We start from the raw sequence: 22,826 nt of genomic DNA, 5'->3' as shown, positions 1-22,826 counted from the left end.
ACTCTAGTCAATCGGATCTAAACTCAAGGTCTACCTAAAAAGGAGCTAGGCTATGTCTCATTACGCTATTGCAGTTAATCCGCAGAAACCCGCCGATTTCATTCAGATCCCGTGGGATCAGCCAACGCCCAGTGCTTTCGATCTCTTAGTGGAAGTGAAAGCCGCATCGGTTAATCCGGTGGATACCAAAGTCCACGCCGGTCTACAAAAAAATGGCTTACAGCAGCCGCGAGTGCTCGGCTGGGATGCCAGCGGCGTAGTCATTGGCGTAGGTAGCTCGACACAGGGTTTTAGCGTTGGAGATGAAGTCTGGTATGCCGGTGATCTGACGCGTCCTGGCAGCAACGCCACGCATCAATTGGTCGATGCCCGCATCGTGGCGCGTAAACCGAATCGCCTGAACTGGGCAGAAGCCGCTGCCATGCCGTTGACCGCATTGACCGCCTGGGAAGGGCTATTTGAGCATCTAAAAATTCAGGAAGCGCCAGCGGGGAAAACCCTGTTGATCATTGGCGGTGCCGGCGGCGTGGGATCGATAGCCATCTCACTGGCGGCGCTGCGTAGTCAGGTTAACGTGATCGCCACAGCCTCGAACCCAGTCTCTGCAAGCTGGTGTCTGGATCGCGGCGCAGATCTCACCGTCGATTATCGCGATCTAAAAGGAGAACTGGCCAGTAATGGGATCGATAAGGTGGATTATATTTTCTGCCTGAATGACACCGACGGTCACTGGGCGACGATCGGCGACCTCATCGCACCGATGGGCCACATTTGCACCATCGTGGAAAATACTCATCCCCTCGATCAAAGCGCGTTGAAACTGAAAAGTGCCGCTCTGCACTGGGAATTGATGTTTACCCGCAGCATGTTCAACACGCCGGATATGGCGCAACAGGGAGAAATATTGAAACAGGTCGCTCAATATGTCGACGCAGGAGAACTGCGCGGCACGCTGAGTGATACTTTACACGGCCTGACGACTGACACCCTGCACGCGGCGCACCAAAAAGTACTGACTGGACGCATGCAGGGCAAGCTGGTTATCGCTTATTAATTATCATTCTGCAGACTGTTCCGCTCGCTGATCGGTGAGCGGGATAATCGCAGTGGATCGGCGGCCAGCAATTGCTGAACCAATTCAACGCAGCGCAGGAAGCGCTCGTCGTAGTCTGCCGATTCCACGTGAACATATTCAACGTTATTGGCTCTCAGCATATCTTCCAGCAGGCTTTGGAAGGATTTCCGATCGGAAGTACTCCCCAGACTGCGTAAACCGTCGGCCACCCACGGAGTATTATTCTCCAACAGAATCACCAGATCGAAGCGATACTCATCGATCAATGCCTGCACGAAAGGATGCTCCCGCCCTTCGTATTTCTTACAAAATGCCTGAGTCGTGACGAAGTCCGTATCGATAAATGCAACCTTATTGGCGTATTTCACCGCGAAATCCACGTACTGCGCCTGCCCCAAGGCTATTTTGTCGTAATCTGAGTATTGCAACGCCATCTCATCGCCACCCAAATGGGAAAATACGTAATCCCGCCCGTACTCCCAGGCGCTGGTGGTATTGAATATATTGGCTAATTTATTCACCAGCGTCGATTTTCCACTGGACTCCCCGCCGAGGATCGCCACCGTACGGACAAAGAAGGGTTTGACTTCGGTAGGAATATAATCCCAGTAACGGAAAGGATCACGGCGGATCTGACGGCCGCTGATCTTCATAAATGAACGCTGCGGATCGATCAGGATGGTTTCGATACCAAACTGTTCGCGATAGCGCGGCGCATCCTGACTTTCGCTGGAATAGATAAAGCTTGGCACTATGCCTTTTTCTGCCATAAAGGCCTTTACGCCGCGGCTCCAGACATCCCACCCGTGCGGATAGGGTTCGATGCCGTGCTCATCAAATGAGTGAATGCGGATATTTTTTTGATATTTGAACGTTTGCAGCAGCCAGCGCAAACGGTCACTAACCGTTGGCTGTTGTGACATGGAGCTGTTCTCGAACAGTTCCCGATCCCGAGGTTCGTCGTGGCACAGAATGATATGTAGTTCATCTACCTGGCTACAGGCTCGTTGGATCAAATAGATGTGGCCGGTATGCAGCGGGTAAAATTTACCAAACACTACGCCGACCTTTTTCTCGCGGCGAGGGAATTCCAACCCAAGAAAACGATGCAGGGCTTCAAGTTTTTGCGCACTGGGGCTTTTGATTTTATCGTTAAGTAGCTGGCTTAAATATCCTTTGGTCATGCCACTGGCTTCGGCCACTTGCTGTAACGTGCAGCCTTTCTGTTTGATTGCCGTTTTTAAATAATCGAACTGCAGCATACTGCCTCCTGTTTAGCACGCTAAACAAAAATAACACAGTATGCTGCTCAAACAACACGACTAAATGCAGCTTAAAGATCCTCTAGAACCGCCAGCGCGTCGGCCAGTTTTTTCACGCCAAATACCTGCATATTCGGCAGAGGCTTCTTCGGCATGTTGGCGTGCGGCACTATGGCTCGCTTAAAACCGTGCTTCGCCGCCTCGGAAATTCGCTCCTGGCCACTGGGCACCGGGCGAATCTCACCGGCCAGCCCGACTTCGCCAAATACCACTAAATCCTGCGGTAAGGGCCGATCCCGCAAGCTGGATACCAATGACATTAATAACGCCAAATCGGCGCTGGTTTCCGTAACTTTTACCCCACCGACCACGTTAACGAAAACATCCTGATCCGACATTTGCAGGCCGCCGTGACGGTGTAAAACCGCCAGCAAGATAGCCAGTCGATTCTGTTCCAATCCTACTGCTACTCGCCGCGGATTCGACATCATCGAATGATCCACCAGCGCCTGAATCTCAACCAACAGCGGACGTGTCCCTTCCCACACCACCATCACCGAGCTACCGGCAGTGACTTCATCACCCCGGCTGAGGAAAATTGCCGATGGATTACTGACTTCACGTAGCCCTTGTTCCGTCATGGCAAAAACGCCCAACTCATTCACCGCACCAAAGCGGTTTTTATGGCTGCGAAGAGTACGGAAGCGGGAATCGCCGTCGCCATCCAACATCACTGAACAGTCGATACAGTGTTCCAACACTTTCGGACCGGCCAGCGAGCCGTCTTTAGTCACGTGACCAACCATCACTATCGCTACGCCGCGTGTTTTAGCAAAACGTGTTAGATAAGCGGCGGTTTCGCGCACCTGCGCCACGCTGCCGGGAGAGGACTGAATATCGGCCATATGCATCACCTGAATGGAGTCGATCACCATCAGCTTAGGCTGTTCTTGCTCTGCAATCAGGCAAATCTGCTCGATGCTAGTTTCCGATAACATATTCAGATTACCGGTGGGCAAACCGAGTCGATGCGCTCGCATCGCCACCTGCTGTAGCGATTCCTCACCGGTGACATACAGGGTTTTCATGCCTTCAGATAGCTTGCACAATACCTGTAACAGCAGGGTACTTTTCCCCGCGCCGGGGTTGCCACCAATCAGAATGGCACTGCCGGGTACCACGCCGCCGCCTAACACCCGATCGAACTCAAGGAAGCCGGTGGTGAAACGCGGCAGCGCTTCCAGACTGATATCTGACAGCTTTTGTACCCGACTGATACCCGCCTCGCCCGCATAGCCACCGAGGCGATCGTTACGCGAAGAAGGCGTTGCCGCAGCCAGACGCACTTCGGTAATGGTATTCCAGGCGTTACAGGCACTGCACTGCCCCTGCCAGCGCGGATAATCTGCGCCGCACTCATTACAAACAAATGCGCGTTTTGGTGCTTTAGCCACGTCTTTTCCTCTGTATTACGATCTAACAATAAATTTAAAATTCAATAGGTTTTAGCGTTGTAACCGCCTATTTTCCTACGGTTTACTGGCGTGACGGCAAACTGAGCGAGCACGCCAGAAACGTAGGGAATTAGCGTTCTTCGTGCTTCAGACTGCCGCTTAAAATACACAGCACGCTCATCAAATCACCGTGCCGAATCGCCACTTTCGCTTTAGCATAAACCTTAGGCTTAGCATGGAACGCCAACCCCAAACCGGCTGCCTGCATCATTTTCAGATCGTTGGCACCGTCGCCGATGGCAATGGTTTGCTGAATCGGAATAGACAGTTTTTCCGCCAGTTTAATCAGTGTGTCGGCTTTGTATTGCGCATCGACAATCGGGCCCAGCACCTGACCGGTCAGTTTGCCGTCACGGATTTCCAGCTCATTGGCGGCTACCGCGTCCAGATGCAGCTTATCCCGCAGATATTCCGCATAATAAGTGAACCCGCCAGAAGCGATAGCCACATGCCAGTTCAGCGCCTGTAATTTCTTCACGAGCGTGACCAACCCCGGCATCAGCGGCAAAGTATCGCGTACCTGTTTCAGAATATTGGCATCGGCTCCTTTCAGCGTACCTACCCGCTGACGCAGGCTGGCAGAGAAATCGAGTTCCCCTTGCATTGCCCGCTCGGTTACAGCGGCCACTTCGTCGCCCACGCCGGCTAATTTGGCTATTTCATCAATACATTCGATCTGAATAGCCGTGGAATCCATATCCATAACCAATAAACCCGGCGTACGCAAATGAGGAATTGCGCCTAGCGGAGCCACATCGAGCCCGCTTTCGTCCGCCAGCGTTTTAATCCGCGGTGTCAGGCTACCAGCCAGACGAATCACCTGATAGTCATCGACGCACCAAGCGGAGACAATCACCATCGCCGCGCCCAAACGGCGTTGAAAATCGGTAATACGTTGTTTATCCAGCTTTCTGCCGTACAACAGCCAACCCGTATGGCCCGCACGATAATCCAGCGGCATAACCTCGTCACCACTCAAAGAAAGCGGCAAACCGGGCCACTGATAAATCTCCGCGGGGAGATCGCAATAGGTCAGACTATTTGACATGAAAAGCTCCTGTAGAAACCCAGAATCGGCAATATATACCCAATAGCCTCACATCACAGCAAAGCTGCGATATAAGCCCAATAATTTCTCGTTGCGGCCAAGCAGCGACTGAGCGAATCCTCAGGAGCTTAGCCCACTAAGCGACTGGGGTGAGCAAAAGCAGCCAACACCGCAGCAGCGAGAAAGATGAAGGGTAAAAACGATGCATCAAGCTATCCTATCGTCCTTGCTTCTGGCAACATAAAGTCATCAAAACGCGTAAGGAACCTGCATGGCCCGGGCTAAATTAAAATTTCGACTGCATCGCACTGCTATCGTACTGATTTGTCTAGCTTTGCTTGTACTGCTTATGCAGGGCGCATCCTATTTCAGCCTCAGCCACCAGTTGGCACGCTCCGAACAGGTGGAAGAGCTGGCGAAAACGCTGGCGAAACAGGTGGCTTTTAGCCTGTCTCCGATTATGGATAGCAACAATGACGACGTGGATAGCCAGAAGGTCGATGAAGTCCTGAAACAGTTGACGCAGGCGAGTCGCATACTGGATGCCAGTGTGTATTTGATTGACGGCACTTTGGTCGCGGATTCTGGCGAAAAAGTCAAAGTGCGTGACCGGTTGGCGCTGGACGGCAAACGCCCCGGCAGTTATTTCAATCATCAGATTGTGGAGATGATTCCCGGCAAGAACGGGCCTAGCGGCTTTTTGCGCATGACGTTAGATACCCACGTACTGGCAACCGAATCCAAGCAGGTGGATAACACCACCAACTTACTGCGTTTAATGATTCTGGTCGCGCTGGCGGTCGGTATTATTCTGGCCAGAACCTTATTGCAGCATCGCCGTAGCCGCTGGCAGCAATCGCCTTATCTGCTCACTGCCAATACGCCGGTAGAAGAAGACAGCGAATCAGGGGAATCATCCAATGCGGATTCAACTGCCAGCAAATCTACGGAAAGAACCGAGGAATCGCAGGTCAAAAAGTAGGTTCAGGCCATGCGTTGGATACGTGGCGTGAGTGAGCCAACTTTTCCTGCATTTGGCAATGCTATCGCACTGAATTCCAAACAGATAGCTGAATGATCAGCCACTCGAAGCCAAAATATCTCAACCAAACGCTGCGCTTGTAGCCAATGTTCAGGGGTGATATCTGGAACCTGTTGACGCATATAGAAAGAAACAGAAAGTATTGATAAAAAAAGAGCCGCAGCGGAGTGTGCGGCTCAGAAGAAATTGTAGCCCGGGCTATTACTCTTTATCGCCCAGCAGAACAGATTCCAACGCGATTTCAATCATGTCGTTGAAGGTCGTTTGGCGTTCTTCTGCGGTAGTTTGTTCACCGGTACGGATATGGTCAGAAACGGTACAGATAGTCAGCGCTTTAGCACCAAATTCTGCCGCTACGCCGTAGATACCGGCAGCTTCCATTTCCACGCCCAAAATGCCGTATTTTTCCATTACATCAAACATTTGTGGGTCTGGCGTATAGAATAAATCAGCGGAGAAAATATTACCGACGCGTGCTGGAACGCCTTTGGCTTTAGCGGCGTCAACAGCGTTACGCACCATATCGAAATCAGCGATAGCCGCATAATCGTGATCTTTAAAACGCAGACGGTTAACTTTGGAATCGGTGCAGGCACCCATACCAATCACAACGTCACGCAGTTTTACATCGTTACGAACTGCGCCACATGAACCCACGCGAATGATTTTTTTCACGCCGAAATCGGTGATCAGTTCTTTCGCGTAGATTGAGCAGGATGGAATACCCATACCGTGACCCATTACCGAGATTTTGCGGCCTTTATAAGTACCGGTGAACCCCAGCATGCCACGCACATTGTTAACCTGACGCACGTCTTGCAGGAAGGTTTCTGCGATGAATTTTGCTCGCAGCGGGTCCCCTGGCATCAGGACAACGTCAGCAAAATCACCCATTTCAGCATTGATATGTGGCGTAGCCATAATTATTTTCCTTATAAATCAAAAATATTAAATAAAATCACCGGTCGACCGCCATAAACGGTCCGACGCAGATAATCAAAACATTGGTTTGCCGTAATCCATCGGTGACAAATCAAAATATTTCGCGACGGTCTGACCGATGTCAGCGAAAGTATCGCGATGACCGAGAGAACCCGGTTTCACTTTGGGACCGTAAACCAGCACTGGAATGTGCTCACGGGTGTGATCGGTACCCGGCCAGGTTGGATCGCAACCGTGGTCAGCGGTGAAGATGATAATGTCGTCATCTTTCACCAATTCCAGCAATTCTGGCAAGCGGCGATCGAACAGTTCCAGCGCGGCGGCATAACCTGCCACATCGCGGCGGTGGCCGTAAGAAGAGTCGAAATCCACGAAGTTGGTAAAGACGATGGTGTTATCGCCCGCTTTCTTCATTTCTTCCAAAGTAGCGTCGAACAAAGCATCAATACCGGTAGCTTTGACTTTGTGAGTGATGCCCACGTGTGCGTAGATATCGGCGATTTTGCCGATAGAAACCACCTCACCCTGTTTCTCATCAACCAGCTTTTTCAAAATGGTTGGCGCTGGCGGTTCAACGGCCAGATCGTGGCGGTTACCAGTACGCTGGAAGTTACCCGGTTTGTCGCCGATAAACGGACGAGCGATAACGCGACCAATGTTGTAGCCGCCTTCGGTTAACTCTTCGCGAGCGATTTCACACAGCTCATACAGACGATCCAGTCCGAAAGTTTCTTCGTGGCAAGCAATCTGGAAAACCGAGTCAGCAGAGGTATAGAAAATCGGCTTGCCGGTTTTCATATGTTCTTCGCCCAACTGATCCAAAATTACAGTACCGGATGAATGGCAGTTGCCTAGGTAGCCCGGCAGGTTGGCGCGCTTAACCAGTTTATCCAGCAATTCCTGCGGGAAACTGTTCTCAACGTCGCTGAAATAGCCCCAATCAAACAGAACTGGCACACCTGCAATTTCCCAATGGCCTGACGGAGTGTCTTTACCGGAAGATAATTCGCTGGCGTAAGCATAGGCACCAATGATGTCAGCATCTTTATCCAGACCCACAGGGAAAGTACCGCAGGATTCTTCAGCGGCTTTACCCAGCCCTAAACGGCTCAGGTTCGGCAACGTCAGCGGGCCTTTACGTCCAATATCAGCATCACCGCGGGCACAGGCTTCAGCGATGTGGCCGAGGGTGTTGGCACCTTCATCGTTAAACTTGCCAGCATCAGCGCTAGCACCGATACCAAATGAGTCTAATACCATAATAAATGTACGTTTCATCATTTTCTCCTGCGTGAACTCACGCTGTGGGAGCAGTACGGCCAACATGCCTTACTGCGCCAAATTCGTAGTGAATAAAGAAAGCTTATTCGGTAATCCGACGATAAACCACCGGCGTTTGTTCTAACGCTTTGTCACCCAGCGTCATGGCCGCGCGTACTGCATCAGCCGCCTGCTGCCAGTCACTTTCATTGTTGGCATGAATCACTGCCAACGGACGTTCGCTATCCATTTTATCGCCCAGACGCGCCATATCGGTCAGGCCAACGCTGTAGTCGATTGAATCGGTAGCACGGCGACGACCGCCGCCCAGCGCTACCACAGACATCCCCAGCGCGCGGGTATCCATCGCGGTGATAATGCCCGGTTTTTCTGCAAAGACCGGTTTGCTCAGCATCGCCACCGGCAAATAGCTGTCGTAACGTTCAACGAAATCAGTCGGGCCTTTCTGAGCCGCAATCATGCGACCAAAGACTTCTGCCGCTTTACCGTTATCCAATACCGCCTGTAGCTTAGCGCGCGCATCGGTTTCGGAGTTCGCCAACCCGCCGGAAAGCAACATTTCGACGCACAGCGCCATCGTCACTTCCAGCAAGCGCGGATTGCGATATTCACCGGTCAGGAAGCGTACGGCTTCACGAACTTCCACACCGTTACCGGCGCTGGATGCCAGCACCTGATTCATATCAGTCAGCAGAGCCGTTGTTTTACAACCCGCGCCGTTGGCAACGCCGACAATCGCCTGCGCCAAATCTGCGGACAGTTGATAGGTTGGCATAAAGGCACCAGAACCGACTTTAACGTCCATCACCAGCGCATCCAGGCCTTCCGCCAGTTTCTTCGCCAGAATAGAAGCGGTAATCAGCGGAATGGAATCCACGGTCGCAGTAATATCGCGAGTGGCGTAAAAACGTTTATCCGCCGGAGCCAATGAACTGGTCTGGCCGATGATTGCGACGCCAACATCCTGAATAATCTTACGGAAAGTATTATCATCCGGGAAAATATCAAAGCCAGGAATGGCCTCCAGCTTATCCAGTGTACCGCCGGTATGGCCCAGGCCACGGCCTGAAATCATAGGAACATAACCGCCGCAAGCCGCTACCATTGGGCCGAGCATTAACGAAGTCACATCGCCAACGCCACCGGTAGAATGCTTATCCACAATAGGGCCATTCAGCTTGAGACTTTTCCAGTCCAGCACGGTACCGGAATCGCGCATCGCCATAGTCAGCGCCACGCGTTCAGGCATGCTCATATCATGAAAATAAATGGTCATCGCCAAAGCGGCGATCTGCCCTTCGGAAACAACATTGTCGCGAATACCATTGATGAAGAAACGAATTTCTTCTTCGCTCAACGGCAGACCGTCGCGTTTTTTACGAATAATTTCTTGTGCCAGAAACAAGGCATCCCCCTGCTTGACCTGAATGGGAATCGAAAAGCGCATTGTGCCTTTTCAGCAATAGCAACACGGCGGGCGCAGTGCCCGTCGTGCATCTGCAATAATTAATAACCGCCGGGTTTGGCTGTGCTGTGATGACCTAAAGTGGTCAGCAAGCTGGCTAACAGGCTGGATGCACCGAAGCGGAAGTGGCGCGCATCCGCCCAACCTTCGCCCATGATACCGTCCGCCAGTTTCAGGAATGCAGCCGCGTCTTCTGCAGTACGCACACCGCCAGCAGGTTTGAAGCCGACTTCTTTGCCTACGCCCAAATCGTGAATGGTGCGAATCATGATTTCCGCACTTTCCAGCGTCGCGTTCACCGGTACTTTCCCGGTTGAGGTTTTAATGAAATCAGCGCCCGCTTTAATCGCAATTTCAGAAGCCTGACGGATCAAATGTTGCTGTTTCAATTCACCGGTTTCGATGATGACTTTCAGCAATACGTTGGCGGCGGCACAGGCCTCTTTGCACACTTTTACCAGCTCGAAGCCCACTTTATCGTTACCAGCCATCAGCGCGCGATATGGGAACACCACGTCTACTTCATCGGCGCCGTAGGCAATAGCCGCGCGGGTCTCGGTCAAAGCAATGTCGATATCGTCATTGCCATGCGGGAAATTGGTCACTGTGGCAATACGGATCTCAGGGGTACCCTGTTCCCGTAGCGTTTTACGAGCAATCGGAATAAAACGAGGATAAATGCAGACAGCCGCAGTATGACCCGCAGGGGTTTTTGCCTGATGACAAAGATCGATAACCTTTTGATCGGTATCGTCGTCATTCAGAGTGGTCAAATCCATCAAACTGAGCGCACGTTTCGCGCTGGCGGTTAAATCGGTCATAAAACTCTCCAACTCTATTTCAGCTTCGGCACCGCGCCAAAACCGAGCATTCATTTATGAACTGACGGCAATTTCCTATGGAAATTCCAGGCCATGCAGCTCAACACGTTGGCGAGCGGACTTGGTTCCTTGAAGATAGCGCCCTTGGGATTTGCTCCCGCAGCGGCAACTGAGATCCATCTCACCGCACTTAGCTTTTCCACAAGAAAAGCCAGCTGTCTCTATTTGAGCATGAAGCGCTCAAATGAGATGTGTTAATACTCACATTAATTAATAGTTATTTGTAACAGGTCTGAATTATATGTGAATTGAGTCACAAAATAACCTGATTTATCGATAAGTGCAGACTATCTTTCGCTCTCGCATCAAGAATAGCCTATTCATCTAATTCCGTGCGACGACGGTGATGACAATACGCACAAACGGCCTGAGTCACCGGAAGGGAAAAACAGGCTGGCGGGTGATAACCGTCCCCGCCAGCACGCTATTCTACAAACAATCTACCTTTGCAGAATATTATATTTTACAAATCGATATGAATTACAGAGCCAGGAAGAAACCGGCAATGGTGGCGCTCATCAGATTAGATAAAGTCCCTGCTGCCACCGCTTTCAAACCGAAACGAGCAATGTCATGACGGCGATTCGGCGCCATGCTGCCCAGACCGCCCAACAGAATTGCCACGGATGAAAGGTTGGCAAAACCGCACAGAGCAAAAGAAATAATGGCTTTGGTATGATCGGAAAGTACTGGCAAACCAGCGGCAATAACCAACTCATCGGCTTTCAAATACTGACCGAAGTTCATAAAGGCCACGAATTCATTGACGATAATCTTCTGACCGATAAAGGAACCCGCCACCGTCGCTTCGCTCCACGGCACGCCAATCAGGAAAGCAATTGGCGAGAATACCCAGCCTAGAATCAATTCCAGCGAGAGCTGCGGATAATCAAACCAGCCGCCAATACCGCCTAAAATGCCGTTCAACAAAGCGATTAACGCGATGAATGCCAACAGCATTGCACCCACGTTCAACGCCAATTGCATACCGGAAGCCGCACCGGTTGCCGCTGCATCGATGACGTTCGCTGGGCGATCGGCTTCAGGAATCAGCTTGGTTGCATCTTCGTGATCGTGCGTTTTTTCAGTTTCCGGCACCATCAATTTGGCAAACAGCAAGCCACCTGGCGCGGCCATAAAGGACGCGGCAATCAGGTATTCCAACGGCACGCCCATTTGCGCATAACCCGCCAATACTGAACCCGCAACCGACGCCAGGCCACCGCACATCACGGCAAACAGCTCAGATTGTGTCATGGTAGAGATGTACGGACGTACCACCAACGGCGCTTCTGTCTGACCAACGAAGATATTCGCGGTAGCCGACAGGGATTCAGTGCGGGAAGTCCCCAGCAGTTTTTGCAGGCCGCCACCCAGTACGCGAATCACCAGCTGCATGATTCCGAGGTAATAAAGTACCGCGATCAGTGAGGAGAAAAAGACGATAACCGGCAGAACGCGCAGGGCGAAAACAAAGCCACCGCCGCCGAAAACTTCAAACATCTTGTCGGAGACCAGTCCGCCGAAAATAAATGAAATCCCTTCGTTACCATAGGCGATCACATTCGCTACGCCTTCGGACATTCCGCCCAAAATACGGCGACCGATCGGCACATACAAAACCAATGCTCCGACGCCAATCTGGATAATAAAAGCGCCTACGACGGTGCGGATATTAATAGCCCTAAAGTTACTCGAGAGTAAGACAGCAATTAATATCAGTACCGCCATCCCGACCAAACTCATGATGGGTTGCATCTGATGTTCCCTGTGTATGTATTAAATGGAGAATGACACGATTTAATATGCGTTCAGACCACATATTTCTTTTTTGAATTCGGGGGGATTATAGCGTCATGGCTCAAATCGCAAACAATCCCTGTCACAAATAAACACACAAAGAAGCAACCAAATGACTGGAAACGTGATCAGATTCACATAATTATAGCCGTTATTAGTAGTTAGGATGTTACCACGCTAAGTAACTCATTCAGGGGCTTCAATGACGTTCAGCCCGTTGTTAGCCATCCGTTCATTTTTCGTTGCAGCCACGCGGCAGCTGAGTGAGTGGTTGGGAGCTTAGCCGACTAAGTCTCGGGGATGAATGGAGGTAGTCAGCACAACTGCGCGGTGAAATGAAAGGTATTACGCCGGAGGAAGATTAAACAAACGCACACTGTTGGCATAAAGCTGCTGCGCAATGACATCCGCTGGTTCGGATCGTAATTCACACAGCACAGTGAACACGTCCGCCGTGCGTTCAGGGCGATTCGGTTGTCCCTGAAAACCGGCCAGCGGCATATCCGGCGCATCGGTTTCCAGCAACAGCGCTTCCAGCGGTAACTCGGCCATCACTTTTCTGGTTTTCTGCGCTCGCTCATAGCTAATAGTGCCACCCACGCCGATGTAATAGCCTAATTTAATAAACGCCTGCGCTTGTACCAGACTGCCGGCAAAACCATGTACTACACCGGTGCGCGGCAGATCGGCTTTACGCAGCGCCGCGGCCAGTTGATCGTGAGTGCGGCGAGAATGCAAAATCACTGGTAAATCATACCGTTTAGCTAATTTAAGCTGCGCTTGTAATAACGCCAATTGGCGAGAGAACTGCGGATTTTCCATATACAGATCCAGCCCAATCTCGCCCACTGCAACCACTTTTGGCGATCTCTGCGACAGCCGCTGATCCAGTAAAGTCAGATGCGGCTCCTGATGCCTGTCGATATACAGCGGGTGCATTCCCAGAGCGGCAAACAGCGCCGGATAATCATTAGCTAAAGCCTGTATGCGATCGAAATATTCGGCTTCTACAGCGGGTACAATGATTTGCCGAACGTTCGCCTGCGCAGCCGATGTCAGACTAGCCACCTCCGCTCCGCTAAACGGCGGAAAATCGAAATGACAGTGAGTATCAATAAAATAAGCTGCGCTGCTGTTAGAACCTGACATTATGCCTTATCACCTTTAGATTTTTTTGCTTTGACCGGTGGAGTGAAATCAGAAATCACCTGCGCCACTTTATTTCTAAGCTTAGCCGGTAAAATAAGCCCCTTTGCTAACGGCATATTCTCGGCGGGTAAGATTTTCCCCGTTTCAGCAAAGTGACCCGATTCAGAGAGCAATGACGAGGCTACAATTTCAGGCTGAATGTCATGGCGGGGTTTAATTAAACGACGAGAGAAAACCACCTTACTCTTATCATCCGGCCTTTTATCTCGAGGCAATAACCAGTGGCCCACGGTTGCTAAAAAATAACGACCACAGCGGCGTCCCAAATGATAATCCCGATTTAGCGAAGCTATTTTACTGCCCAAAGCGTTACTGGCTAGCGGCTTAGGTGGGAAAATTTCAAACACCCGTAATTTCCCCGGCGGCTTTTCAATAAACTTTTGAATGCGATGATAGCTATGCTCGTGTTGCTGCATAATTCGCACCATTTGTTGCAGGCTGCTTTCGCTAAACCAATGCTCCATGCGCTTCATCCACTGCGGGGTGTAATACATTTGCGAAGGCACTGTGCGAATCACGACAATGGTATCTGCGCCGCGACGATGAGCTTCCTCCACCGGTATGGCATCGCTGATACCACCGTCCAGATAACTGATTCCATCCATTTCCACCCCTGAACGATAAAATCCAGGAATGGCGCTGGAGGCTTTAATCGCCGGCAGCCAGTTTTCTCTATTGGGCGCGATATAAGTCGGCGTGAAATCATCGCTGCGGCAGGCGCACATCAAGAATTCACGTCCATTGGACAAATGCTTTTCCGCATGATCAATAGCTAGCGGCAATTGCTCAGAGGTGATATTGACCAGCCAATCGAGATCGATCAGGTGGCCGCCACGAACAAAGCGCAAAGGATTAAAGAAATTCGCACTGGTGGTATAACGCGTGATAACCCGACGAGCATAGCCCGGCTGGTCACAGATGAAAGCGGATAGATTCTGCGCACCGGCGGAAGTACCTATCATTAAATCGAATGGATTAAAGCGGGCTCGCTGAAATTCATCCAGCACCCCGGCGGTAAAAATCCCCCGCTGCCCGCCCCCTTCACATACCAACGCCATTTTCCCGGGCTGATAGGGTTTGTACGCTAATGGCTCAATATTGCCCAGCGTGATAGGTATTCTGTGTCCCACCATCCATCCTTAGTGAGTAGCAATAGACCCCGAGAATAGCTTGTCTTACGCGCTTTCGTTAATCTTCTTGTAAAGAATCATTGCTGATAGCCAGTTTTACGCCCAGTAAATCACCGATTAACATCGGAAAAACAGACTCTTTTTGCTAATGATGTCGTCTTAATTCGCTATTGGTGGTTTCTTAAATAGCTTCATTTGGCCCATTAAAAAGCCGCTGTTAATGACAGCGGCTTTCCAGCATAAAAACAAGAATGTAAAAATCTTCCTACGCTAGCTAAAGACGTTTACGTCCGGTAAACAAACTGATTAAGAAGAGTATGATACCGACGACGAATACCACTTTGGCGGCCCAGGCCGCCGTACCGGCTAACCCACCGAAACCCAGCGCCGCAGCAATCAACGCTATTACCAGAAAAATAATGCCCCAACGAAACATAAGCCCTCTCCTTCCATCCGTATCTCAATAAAATTGACCCGCTGTAGTGCTGAACAACACGCTTACTGTGGTATTTGTAGCTTCAAAAAGCCCCATCCATAGAGCGCTTCAGCAACGACTAACGGGTCAACTCTGGGTTTTAAGCTCTTCAGAACGGCCTGCTACTCCACAGACCGTCTGTGGAAGTATTAAGGCTTAATGTTCAGATCGTTTTTTACACTTTTCACACCGTCGATGGCTTTCGCGATGCTTTCAGCCCGCTCAGCTTGCGCTTTATTTTCTACGTCGCCCGTCAATAGGACGACACCAGCGGTGGTTTCTACGGTAATTTTGCGCGATGGAACGATATCATCGGCCAACAGTTTGGCTTTTACTTTGCTGGTCGTGGTTGCGTCACCGGCATATTCACCAACTGATTGTGTTTTCTGATCTTTTACATGCAGCTTATCACTGACAGATTTCACGCCTTCTACCTTGCTTGCGACAGCAACCGCACGCTCGGCTTCAGCCTGGCTGGATACAAAACCACTCAGAACAACAACGCCATTTTCAGTTTTCACCGAGATATCGCCGCTCTTAATAGTTTTATCCTCAACTAATGCACTTTTAACTTTAGCCGTAGTTGCGCTCTCATCCATGTAATTATCAACTTTTTTCATGGAGCTATCGATTTTCGCACCGGTGCTGTCTATCGTGCTGGATGCTTTATTGAGTAAAGTGTCTTCAGCCATTACGCTTCCGCTAACCAACGCAGAACCTAAAACAACAGCCATCACTGAACGTGCAAATGTAGTGTTTTTCATCGATTTTTCCTTTTTGGTGTGAAGCCAGTCAGTGTCAGTTGTTTCGCCACCGTTTTCGTGGCTCACTCAATGGATACTTCACAATTACTGTAGCTTCAATATTTCCAAACGGGCAAAAATTGAGCTTGCTCGGTCAGACATACTGCAATTGCAATCCACAATTGCGATGCCGGCCTAAAACACCATTAAATTCAGCCATAAACAAAGTCCGGATTAACAAACTGAAGCAAAACTGCCTGCTACAACTGACAATAACGCTTAATCCAGAGCACATTTTCGCTTACTGACTGATTTAACAGAATTAAACCTGTCGTTTGGCAATGAACAAACAAAAGCTTAACTGATTGATTCAGAATACTGTTTTTATCTGAACGATTGCCTAACACGCTTATAAATATAGACCACAGATAAAAAAAGACAGTAGGAATCCGCCTAAAGGGGCAACATCGGAAGATTAGTAGGATGAATCTTAGAGGTATAAATGATGAGGAAAACTAAAGATTCGGGGCAGTGGATGCCCCGAATTATAAGGGATACAGCTGAGATTAATGCTCGCGAGTTTTACGGAAAATAACGTCCGGATAACGCTCTTGAGTAATATTCAGGTTGACCATGGTTGGAGCGATATAGCTCAGATTATCGCCACCATCCAGCGCCAGATTCAGCTCATTCTTACGTTTGAACTCTTCGAATTTCTTCACGTCGTTGCACTCAACCCAACGGGCGGTGGAAACATTGACCGATTCGTATACTGCTTCAACGTTGTATTCACTTTTCAGCCGGGAAGATACCACCTCAAACTGTAGCACCCCTACCGCACCGACGATCAGGTCGTTGTTGGAGATTGGGCGGAATACCTGTACCGCACCTTCTTCTGACAGCTGAACCAGACCTTTCAACAATTGTTTCTGCTTCAGCGGATCGCGCAGACGAATACGACGGAATAGCTCTGGCGCAAAGTTCGGGATACCGGTGAACTTCATATCTTCACCTTGAGTGAAGGTATCACCAATCTGAATGGTTCCGTGGTTGTGCAAGCCGATGATATCGCCAGCAAAAGCCTCCTCCACATGGGAACGGTCGCCGGCCATAAAAGTCAACGCATCAGAAATCACAACGTCTTTCTTGGTACGAACCTGACGCAGTTTCATACCTTTTACGTATCGGCCGGAAACTACACGCATAAAGGCCACGCGGTCACGGTGTTTCGGGTCCATATTGGCCTGAATTTTAAATACGAAACCGGTGAATTTCTCTTCTGACGCCACCACTTCACGCACGTCGGTTTTACGCGGCATCGGTGCCGGAGCCCAGGAAACCAGGCCGTCCAGCATGTGATCCACGCCAAAGTTACCTAATGCGGTACCGAAGAAGACCGGCGTTAAATCACCGGTCAGGAAAGCCTCATGATCGAACTCATGGGAAGCGCCCTGCACCAGTTCCAGCTCCTGACGGAACTGTTTGGCCAGATCTTCACCTACAGCAACGTCCAGCTCTGGGTTATTCAGGCCTTTAACAATCCGGACTTCCTGAATGGTGTGGCCTTTACCGGTCTGGTACAGATAAGTTTCATCTTTATAGAGGTGGTAAACCCCTTTAAACAACTTACCGCAGCCAATTGGCCAAGTGATTGGAGAACAGGCAATTTTCAGTTCGCGTTCCACTTCATCCAGCACTTCCATCGGATCACGAATATCACGATCCAATTTGTTCATAAAGGTCAGAATCGGCGTATCGCGCAGGCGGGTCACTTCCATCAGCTTACGGGTACGATCTTCTACCCCTTTTGCCGCATCAATAACCATCAAACAGCAGTCGACGGCGGTTAGAGTACGGTAAGTATCTTCGGAGAAGTCTTCATGCCCCGGGGTGTCCAGCAGGTTTACCAGGCATTCCTTATACGGGAACTGCATCACCGAGGTGGTGATGGAGATACCGCGCTGTTTCTCCATTTCCATCCAGTCGGATTTGGCGTGGTTATTGGAGCCACGGCCTTTTACCGTACCGGCGGTTTGGATAGCCTGTCCGAACAGCAACACTTTTTCAGTGATGGTGGTTTTACCGGCATCAGGGTGGGAAATAATGGCGAAAGTACGTCTTTTCGCCACTTCTTGTGCATATTCACTTGGAGACATAGTTAGATATTTCTACTTTGGGCCGCCCTGCTCTGGCATCACTCGGAGTCATGCATGATTCAGGAAAGCGAGAATCAGTGTTATAGCGCGATATTTTCCCTGATTTAACCGGGATAGACAATCGATGAAAATACCTGCGACAGCGAAACCGGCTTTAAGCCAAAGGTAACGCCATCATAATGGCATCTTCGCGCCCATTCGCGCTGGGATAGTAGTTACGCCGCACCGATACTTCATTAAAGCCAAGGCTGTCATACAGCGCGATGGCGCGGGCGTTTGAGGCTCTTACCTCCAGCCAAAGTGTGACTACATCACGCGTCTCCAACTGTTCAATCAAATGTTCAAGCAGTAAGCGGCCGTAGCCTTGGCGCTGATGCTGCGGATCAATGGCGATATTAAACAGCGTGGCTTCGTCCAATACAATTTGCGTAATCGCGAAACCGGCCATTTGCTGATCGACCGTCAGCTTATAGTTGAGATAACGTTCGCCCTGATTACTGAACAGGGTTTTTTCCGTCCACGGAAATTCGTGGCTGGCTTGCTCAATCTGATACGCGGTGGCCAGATCGGCTGGCGTCAGGATAGAAATCTGCTTCATGGTGACAAATCTGCTGCCAAAGTGCGCGCTTCGCGCCCGCATCTTGATAAAGCTCGGTCAACGCCGGGCTGTGTAATTGTGCACCGGCCAGCGCAAGCGGCTCGCTGATACCCAATCGCCAACTATTACACTGCGTATCTTCCGGCAGCATCGCCACCTGATCCGGCGTCAGGCTATATATCTGAGCGGCACTCAGGCCAAGGCTGCGCACGATATCACACAGCAAAGGATCGTCCTGACCGGGGAGCGTTTCCGCCACAATAAGCAGGCGAATATCCTCGGGTAAACTTACTGCAATTTCGCCTTGCAACACGGCGGGACGGCGTAGCGTCCACTGCGTAATGCCAAGCTGCTGCAATAGCCAGTCTCGTCTTGATGCCATGCTATTTCCTGTCAAGATACCCGTGTTTCGGCGCTATGCTAGCAAACACATCGAATATGCGCCAACAAACCTCTATAATCCCCGATCATATTATTAAGGAGCCAACGACTGATGTCCGCATTAACCCCAGCCAGTGAAGTGATGCTGCGCCATAGTGATGAGTTTATTCAACGCCGCGTGATTTTTGCAGGCGACCTACAGGACGCGTTACCGGCGCAGTTCGAAGCCGCCGAGGTGCGTGTTCACACTAACCAATATCACCACTGGCAATTACTGAGCAATACGCTGGAAGACAATGTTCAATTCGGTCTGCTGGCTGACGCCGATTTTCTGGCGCAAAGTGATACGCTGATTTACTACTGGCCAAAAAGCAAGCAAGAAGCTCAGTTCCAACTGGCTAATCTGCTGTCTATGCTGCCAATCGGCACCGATATTTTTATCGTCGGTGAAAACCGCTGTGGCGTACGTAGCGCAGAAGAAATGCTGAGTGATTTTGCCACGTTGACCAAAATCGACAGCGCGCGCCGCTGCGGTTTGTACCATGCGCGTTTAGATAAACAGCCTGAATTTGATCCGGAAGGCTGGTGGCATAGCTATCAGGTTGATGATGTCACCATCAAAACCCTGCCGGGCGTGTTCAGTAAAGACGCGCTGGATTCCGGCAGCTACCTGCTGCTCTCCACCTTCAACGAACCTTTTAAAGGTCGCGTGCTGGACGTCGGCTGCGGTGCAGGCGTATTGGCTTCGGTATTATCCAAACAGTCACCGAAGATTAAATGGACTCTGAGCGACGTTAGCGCAGCGGCCATTGAAGCCAGCCGGGCAACCTTGGCTGCCAACGAAATCGAAGCTGAAGTGATCGCGAGTAACGTTTACTCTGACATTCAGGGGCGTTTCGATATGATCATTTCCAACCCGCCGTTCCATGATGGGTTACAAACCAGTTTCCACGCGGCAGAAATGCTCATTCGTGGTGCAACCGGTCATTTGCACGTTGGTGGCAAGCTGCGCATTGTGGCTAACTCTTTCCTGCCTTATCCGGCGCTGCTGGATGCCGCGTTTGGCAGCCATGAAGTACTGGCACAAAATGGTCGTTTTAAGGTTTATCAGGCGACCGTTGGCCGCGCTCCCCGCGCAAAAGCCAAACGTTAATAATCTGATACTGTAATAATTTGGCGTTTGAATACGCTAACGTTGAAATTTTCAAGATCAGCACGTCATGTTGCAGCGCATAGCCGCTGCCGCATGGCGTAAACACCGTTTACTCACTTATTCCGTACTTTGCCCGCCTTTCAACCCGAACTCTCTCACATATTTCAGGCTTCTTATTGATGAGAAAGCTTTTAATTTCCGATGAACTCATCAGTAATGCTGACGAAAAATAGCGCTGAAAAGCCCGATATCTCAATGAATCAGCCGAATAACTGCGGATATGCTGTTTTTTACAGCAACCGTCCCGATAAAGGGAAATAAGTATTGACCTGAACAGGAAAATCTCTAGAATTCGCCCCCGTGGTTGCATCACAAAAGTGATGAACATGGTACGCGATGGTGGCGGAATTGGTAGACGCGCTAGCTTCAGGTGTTAGTGTTCTTACGGACGTGAGGGTTCAAGTCCCTCCCTTCGCACCAAACAATCACAAGATTTATGTTACACAGCATCATGCGATGGTGGCGGAATTGGTAGACGCGCTAGCTTCAGGTGTTAGTGTTCTTACGGACGTGAGGGTTCAAGTCCCTCCCTTCGCACCAAGCTGGTGACATAAATTAAAGCAGTAAAAACAATCAGATGTGCGATGGTGGCGGAATTGGTAGACGCGCTAGCTTCAGGTGTTAGTGTTCTTACGGACGTGAGGGTTCAAGTCCCTCCCTTCGCACCACACTGATTGAATTCCTCGGTTTTCTCCCTTCTTGGTATGTGCAAGTGATATAGCATGTGGCTATAGCTCACTTAGCGGTACTCGCTCGAAAGCACTTGGTTATCTTCCCAAAAAAACTTCCCTATTTTGCCCTAAATACGCCGTCATTCAGCCCGTATTCATAGATGTGTCAAAACTGCGAGTAGACCGCCAGCCATTGCCAGGCAGGAAGGAATCAACAGAAAATGGCGCAGGCGCGGGTGGTACAGCATACTCAACGTTGCCAACATCGCGGCGACAATAATGCCACGCAGTTCGGTCACGCTAAAATCCCCCCAACCCAGCAAAGGTAAAAGCGCACAAGGCAGTAAAACACCCCATCCGCTGGCCATTCGACTCAGTAAGAAATCGTTCAGCCTCCACGACCGGCAGGCTGCTATTGTCGCTCCAATCATGATAATACCCCCACACCAAGTGATAATGATAACCAATATCATATAACACTCTGTAGTTAAGTGCATCATTTTGCGTAGCAGCTCGACATCATGATGACATGCCGATCCAAAGATGGTAATTTTGTATTAAGAAAAATCTTAAAAAGATTTAAATAAGAATAATTTCAAAGAAAAACTATTTATCGTGCCCCTTAAATCAGGCGGCATGAGGATATTGTTTATTTGTCTGCGGACAGCATTACATACACAGAGTGAATTTAATATGAACGGCCATTCCTACGATCAGCTATTGAAAAGTAAGCATCGGCTCTCTTTACTGCTCTTTTTATTTTTAAATGCGTCTTCATCTATTTTTAATATGTTATTACCGGCTCACTACACTCCAGCATTTACTTTGCCGGTGGTATTGATTGCTATTCTCAGCATTAGTGCATTGTTATTTAACATATTTTTTTCGAAGGATTATGCGAATAAACTGAATATATTCGCATTTATTCTCGGTATTCTGTGGACATGGCAAATCATTCTAAAATATGAATATTTGGGGCGAGACGAAAATAACTTCTTATTGATCAGCCTGTTTACAATTTTCTTTATCAGCACTATCGCGCTTTCCGATAACTTTATCGCCTTTTGTTTACATTCAGCGCCAGCGGCGATTGCCGTGATTTTTCTGGACGATTTCCAGAATATTTTCCGCATTATATTCACTGTTATGCTGCCACTCATTGGTTTTTGCTTACATCATCTTATGCTGCGCCGCAGCGATGAATTCACCCGAAAATTGGTCGCCCATTTATATAATGAACGAGAAAAATTCAGTGATTTAAGCATGATAGACCCATTAACTAATCTTTATAACCGACGCGGCCTGGAAAGTAAGCTGGAAAGCCTGCTAACGCAGTCGCCGGGTAATCATTATGTTTTGTTGCTGGATATTGACCATTTCAAGGCCTATAACGACAACTACGGTCATACCATGGGCGATCAGGCTTTGGTGCGGGTTGCTGCAGCCATTCGCGATGCTGTGCGTTCACGAGATATCGTGGTGCGCTTCGGTGGAGAAGAGTTTCTGGTATTGCTGACCCACGTTAGCGAAGAATACGCCTCACAGCTGGCGGAGCGCGTTCGCCAGCGCGTACTAGGGCTGGATATTCCCCACGTTTTCAATCATAAAGTATCCACTACGGTCACGCTCAGCGCCGGCATTTCACCGCTGCAACCCTTGGATTTGCCAGCTTCGCTGAAAGCCGCGGATGAAGCACTGTATCAAGCCAAGAAAAACGGTCGCAATAAAGTCGCTTTCGCCAGCGATACGCTCGCTACCGCGGAATCCGTCCACTAAATATCGGTTGTCAGCCAGACTATCTCTTTCCTGTGGGGCGATGTATTTGCCCTGCCAGTTAAATACCAGAGCGCTCCCCGCAGACATTGGATTTCACCACGCCAAACGGGATAAAAAATTTATTTAGTCATACAAACCATTAAATAAGTACATTAAAAATGCGT

General features: G+C 49.8%; 21 protein-coding genes and 3 tRNA genes. 7 read left to right on the top strand and 17 right to left on the bottom strand.

What is annotated here, in order from left to right; translation table 11 throughout:
* Nucleotides 1–52: 52 nt before the first annotated feature.
* Nucleotides 53–1,054 carry a zinc-binding alcohol dehydrogenase family protein gene (locus ACQ4OC_RS07375; RefSeq protein WP_064516296.1) on the top strand — a complete coding sequence of 334 codons (1,002 nt, stop codon included), beginning with the start codon at nt 53–55 and terminating at the stop codon, nt 1,052–1,054.
* Here ACQ4OC_RS07375 and nadR read toward each other — a convergent pair.
* From nadR to serB, 3 genes are all read right to left on the bottom strand, one after another.
* A complete protein-coding gene (gene nadR / locus ACQ4OC_RS07370; RefSeq protein ID WP_064516294.1) occupies nt 1,051–2,337 on the bottom strand; it encodes a multifunctional transcriptional regulator/nicotinamide-nucleotide adenylyltransferase/ribosylnicotinamide kinase NadR in 1,287 nt (428 codons plus the stop codon). The two genes, ACQ4OC_RS07375 and nadR, sit on opposite strands and share 4 nt — an antisense overlap.
* Nucleotides 2,338–2,408: 71 nt before the next feature.
* Nucleotides 2,409–3,791, bottom strand: a complete 1,383-nt coding sequence (gene radA / locus ACQ4OC_RS07365) for a DNA repair protein RadA (protein WP_049599006.1) — start codon at nt 3,789–3,791, stop codon at nt 2,409–2,411.
* A gap of 130 nt (nt 3,792–3,921) precedes the next feature.
* Nucleotides 3,922–4,899, bottom strand: coding sequence for a phosphoserine phosphatase (serB, locus tag ACQ4OC_RS07360; protein WP_049599009.1), 978 nt, complete (start codon nt 4,897–4,899; stop codon nt 3,922–3,924).
* Between the two features lie 271 nt (nt 4,900–5,170).
* Between serB and ACQ4OC_RS07355 the strand changes: the two genes are divergently transcribed.
* Entirely contained in the window at nt 5,171–5,881 is a 711-nt protein-coding gene (locus tag ACQ4OC_RS07355; RefSeq protein WP_064516292.1) for a YtjB family periplasmic protein, read from the top strand.
* Nucleotides 5,882–5,883: 2 nt separating this feature from the next.
* Here the strand turns inward: ACQ4OC_RS07355 and ACQ4OC_RS07350 are convergent, their stop codons facing one another.
* The 13 genes from ACQ4OC_RS07350 to ACQ4OC_RS07290 form a co-directional block, all read right to left on the bottom strand.
* Nucleotides 5,884–6,063 carry a hypothetical protein gene (locus ACQ4OC_RS07350; RefSeq protein ID WP_430971051.1) on the bottom strand — a complete coding sequence of 60 codons (180 nt, stop codon included), beginning with the start codon at nt 6,061–6,063 and terminating at the stop codon, nt 5,884–5,886.
* A gap of 79 nt (nt 6,064–6,142) precedes the next feature.
* The gene (gene deoD, locus ACQ4OC_RS07345; RefSeq protein ID WP_049599015.1) at nt 6,143–6,862 is read right to left on the bottom strand and encodes a purine-nucleoside phosphorylase; all 720 of its coding nucleotides are present in this window, start codon (nt 6,860–6,862) and stop codon (nt 6,143–6,145) included.
* Between the two features lie 75 nt (nt 6,863–6,937).
* Nucleotides 6,938–8,161, bottom strand: a complete 1,224-nt coding sequence (deoB, locus tag ACQ4OC_RS07340; RefSeq protein ID WP_120805396.1) for a phosphopentomutase — start codon at nt 8,159–8,161, stop codon at nt 6,938–6,940.
* Between the two features lie 85 nt (nt 8,162–8,246).
* A complete protein-coding gene (deoA, locus tag ACQ4OC_RS07335; protein WP_064518435.1) occupies nt 8,247–9,569 on the bottom strand; it encodes a thymidine phosphorylase in 1,323 nt (440 codons plus the stop codon).
* 101 nt (nt 9,570–9,670) lie between these two features.
* Entirely contained in the window at nt 9,671–10,450 is a 780-nt protein-coding gene (deoC, locus tag ACQ4OC_RS07330) for a deoxyribose-phosphate aldolase (protein ID WP_064518433.1), read from the bottom strand.
* A 540-nt stretch (nt 10,451–10,990) separates the two neighbouring features.
* On the bottom strand, nt 10,991–12,256 hold the full coding sequence (locus ACQ4OC_RS07325; protein ID WP_179207938.1) for a NupC/NupG family nucleoside CNT transporter: 1,266 nt from the start codon (nt 12,254–12,256) through the stop codon (nt 10,991–10,993).
* Nucleotides 12,257–12,655: 399 nt separating this feature from the next.
* Complete coding sequence (locus ACQ4OC_RS07320) at nt 12,656–13,459, bottom strand: TatD family hydrolase (protein ID WP_064516288.1); 804 nt, start codon at nt 13,457–13,459, stop codon at nt 12,656–12,658.
* Complete coding sequence (locus ACQ4OC_RS07315; RefSeq protein WP_120805179.1) at nt 13,459–14,652, bottom strand: patatin-like phospholipase family protein; 1,194 nt, start codon at nt 14,650–14,652, stop codon at nt 13,459–13,461. The genes ACQ4OC_RS07320 and ACQ4OC_RS07315 overlap by 1 nt, the downstream gene beginning before the upstream one ends.
* 271 nt (nt 14,653–14,923) lie before the next feature.
* Complete coding sequence (locus ACQ4OC_RS07310; RefSeq protein WP_004389381.1) at nt 14,924–15,085, bottom strand: DUF1328 domain-containing protein; 162 nt, start codon at nt 15,083–15,085, stop codon at nt 14,924–14,926.
* A 188-nt stretch (nt 15,086–15,273) separates the two neighbouring features.
* Nucleotides 15,274–15,888 carry a molecular chaperone OsmY gene (osmY, locus tag ACQ4OC_RS07305; protein ID WP_064516283.1) on the bottom strand — a complete coding sequence of 205 codons (615 nt, stop codon included), beginning with the start codon at nt 15,886–15,888 and terminating at the stop codon, nt 15,274–15,276.
* A 545-nt stretch (nt 15,889–16,433) separates the two neighbouring features.
* Complete coding sequence (gene prfC, locus ACQ4OC_RS07300) at nt 16,434–18,023, bottom strand: peptide chain release factor 3 (protein ID WP_064516281.1); 1,590 nt, start codon at nt 18,021–18,023, stop codon at nt 16,434–16,436.
* 154 nt (nt 18,024–18,177) lie between these two features.
* Nucleotides 18,178–18,621 carry a ribosomal protein S18-alanine N-acetyltransferase gene (gene rimI, locus ACQ4OC_RS07295; RefSeq protein WP_064516279.1) on the bottom strand — a complete coding sequence of 148 codons (444 nt, stop codon included), beginning with the start codon at nt 18,619–18,621 and terminating at the stop codon, nt 18,178–18,180.
* Entirely contained in the window at nt 18,566–19,003 is a 438-nt protein-coding gene (locus ACQ4OC_RS07290; RefSeq protein WP_064516277.1) for a DNA polymerase III subunit psi, read from the bottom strand. Before ACQ4OC_RS07290 ends, rimI begins: the two co-directional genes overlap by 56 nt.
* A 111-nt stretch (nt 19,004–19,114) precedes the next feature.
* Between ACQ4OC_RS07290 and rsmC the strand changes: the two genes are divergently transcribed.
* The 4 genes from rsmC to ACQ4OC_RS07270 all read left to right on the top strand — a co-directional run bounded on the left by rsmC (nt 19,115) and on the right by ACQ4OC_RS07270 (nt 20,883).
* Complete coding sequence (rsmC, locus tag ACQ4OC_RS07285) at nt 19,115–20,155, top strand: 16S rRNA (guanine(1207)-N(2))-methyltransferase RsmC (RefSeq protein ID WP_064516275.1); 1,041 nt, start codon at nt 19,115–19,117, stop codon at nt 20,153–20,155.
* 393 nt (nt 20,156–20,548) lie between these two features.
* Nucleotides 20,549–20,635 (top strand) — tRNA-Leu (locus ACQ4OC_RS07280).
* 33 nt (nt 20,636–20,668) lie between these two features.
* A tRNA-Leu gene (locus tag ACQ4OC_RS07275) sits at nt 20,669–20,755 on the top strand.
* A 41-nt stretch (nt 20,756–20,796) separates the two neighbouring features.
* Nucleotides 20,797–20,883, top strand: a tRNA-Leu gene (locus ACQ4OC_RS07270).
* A 158-nt stretch (nt 20,884–21,041) separates the two neighbouring features.
* Here the strand turns inward: ACQ4OC_RS07270 and ACQ4OC_RS07265 are convergent.
* Complete coding sequence (locus ACQ4OC_RS07265) at nt 21,042–21,317, bottom strand: DUF1435 family protein (RefSeq protein ID WP_064516273.1); 276 nt, start codon at nt 21,315–21,317, stop codon at nt 21,042–21,044.
* Between the two features lie 262 nt (nt 21,318–21,579).
* Between ACQ4OC_RS07265 and ACQ4OC_RS07260 the strand changes: the two genes are divergently transcribed.
* Nucleotides 21,580–22,662 (top strand): GGDEF domain-containing protein, encoded by a 1,083-nt coding sequence (locus ACQ4OC_RS07260; protein WP_064516271.1) that lies wholly within the window; start codon nt 21,580–21,582, stop codon nt 22,660–22,662.
* Nucleotides 22,663–22,826: the final 164 nt, after the last annotated feature.

Origin of the sequence: Yersinia sp. J1 (assembly GCF_050586585.1) — a bacterium.
GTDB classification, from domain to species: Bacteria; Pseudomonadota; Gammaproteobacteria; order Enterobacterales; family Enterobacteriaceae; genus Yersinia; species Yersinia entomophaga.
This window is presented reverse-complemented; position numbering and strand designations above follow the sequence as displayed.

Bases quoted from the DNA above. Each gene is read 5' to 3' on its own strand.
- ACQ4OC_RS07375 (WP_064516296.1), top strand. From the start codon at position 53: ATGTCTCATTACGCTATTGCAGTTAATCCGCAGAAACCCGCCGATTTC.
- nadR (WP_064516294.1), bottom strand. From the start codon at position 2,337: ATGCTGCAGTTCGATTATTTAAAAACGGCAATCAAACAGAAAGGCTGC.
- serB (WP_049599009.1), bottom strand. From the start codon at position 4,899: ATGTCAAATAGTCTGACCTATTGCGATCTCCCCGCGGAGATTTATCAG.
- ACQ4OC_RS07355 (WP_064516292.1), top strand. From the start codon at position 5,171: ATGGCCCGGGCTAAATTAAAATTTCGACTGCATCGCACTGCTATCGTA.
- ACQ4OC_RS07350 (WP_430971051.1), bottom strand. From the start codon at position 6,063: ATGCGTCAACAGGTTCCAGATATCACCCCTGAACATTGGCTACAAGCG.
- deoD (WP_049599015.1), bottom strand. From the start codon at position 6,862: ATGGCTACGCCACATATCAATGCTGAAATGGGTGATTTTGCTGACGTT.
- deoB (WP_120805396.1), bottom strand. From the start codon at position 8,161: ATGAAACGTACATTTATTATGGTATTAGACTCATTTGGTATCGGTGCT.
- deoC (WP_064518433.1), bottom strand. From the start codon at position 10,450: ATGACCGATTTAACCGCCAGCGCGAAACGTGCGCTCAGTTTGATGGAT.
- ACQ4OC_RS07325 (WP_179207938.1), bottom strand. From the start codon at position 12,256: ATGAGTTTGGTCGGGATGGCGGTACTGATATTAATTGCTGTCTTACTC.
- ACQ4OC_RS07320 (WP_064516288.1), bottom strand. From the start codon at position 13,459: ATGTCAGGTTCTAACAGCAGCGCAGCTTATTTTATTGATACTCACTGT.
- ACQ4OC_RS07315 (WP_120805179.1), bottom strand. From the start codon at position 14,652: ATGGTGGGACACAGAATACCTATCACGCTGGGCAATATTGAGCCATTA.
- ACQ4OC_RS07310 (WP_004389381.1), bottom strand. From the start codon at position 15,085: ATGTTTCGTTGGGGCATTATTTTTCTGGTAATAGCGTTGATTGCTGCG.
- osmY (WP_064516283.1), bottom strand. From the start codon at position 15,888: ATGAAAAACACTACATTTGCACGTTCAGTGATGGCTGTTGTTTTAGGT.
- prfC (WP_064516281.1), bottom strand. From the start codon at position 18,023: ATGTCTCCAAGTGAATATGCACAAGAAGTGGCGAAAAGACGTACTTTC.
- rimI (WP_064516279.1), bottom strand. From the start codon at position 18,621: ATGAAGCAGATTTCTATCCTGACGCCAGCCGATCTGGCCACCGCGTAT.
- ACQ4OC_RS07290 (WP_064516277.1), bottom strand. From the start codon at position 19,003: ATGGCATCAAGACGAGACTGGCTATTGCAGCAGCTTGGCATTACGCAG.
- rsmC (WP_064516275.1), top strand. From the start codon at position 19,115: ATGTCCGCATTAACCCCAGCCAGTGAAGTGATGCTGCGCCATAGTGAT.
- ACQ4OC_RS07265 (WP_064516273.1), bottom strand. From the start codon at position 21,317: ATGATTGGAGCGACAATAGCAGCCTGCCGGTCGTGGAGGCTGAACGAT.
- ACQ4OC_RS07260 (WP_064516271.1), top strand. From the start codon at position 21,580: ATGAACGGCCATTCCTACGATCAGCTATTGAAAAGTAAGCATCGGCTC.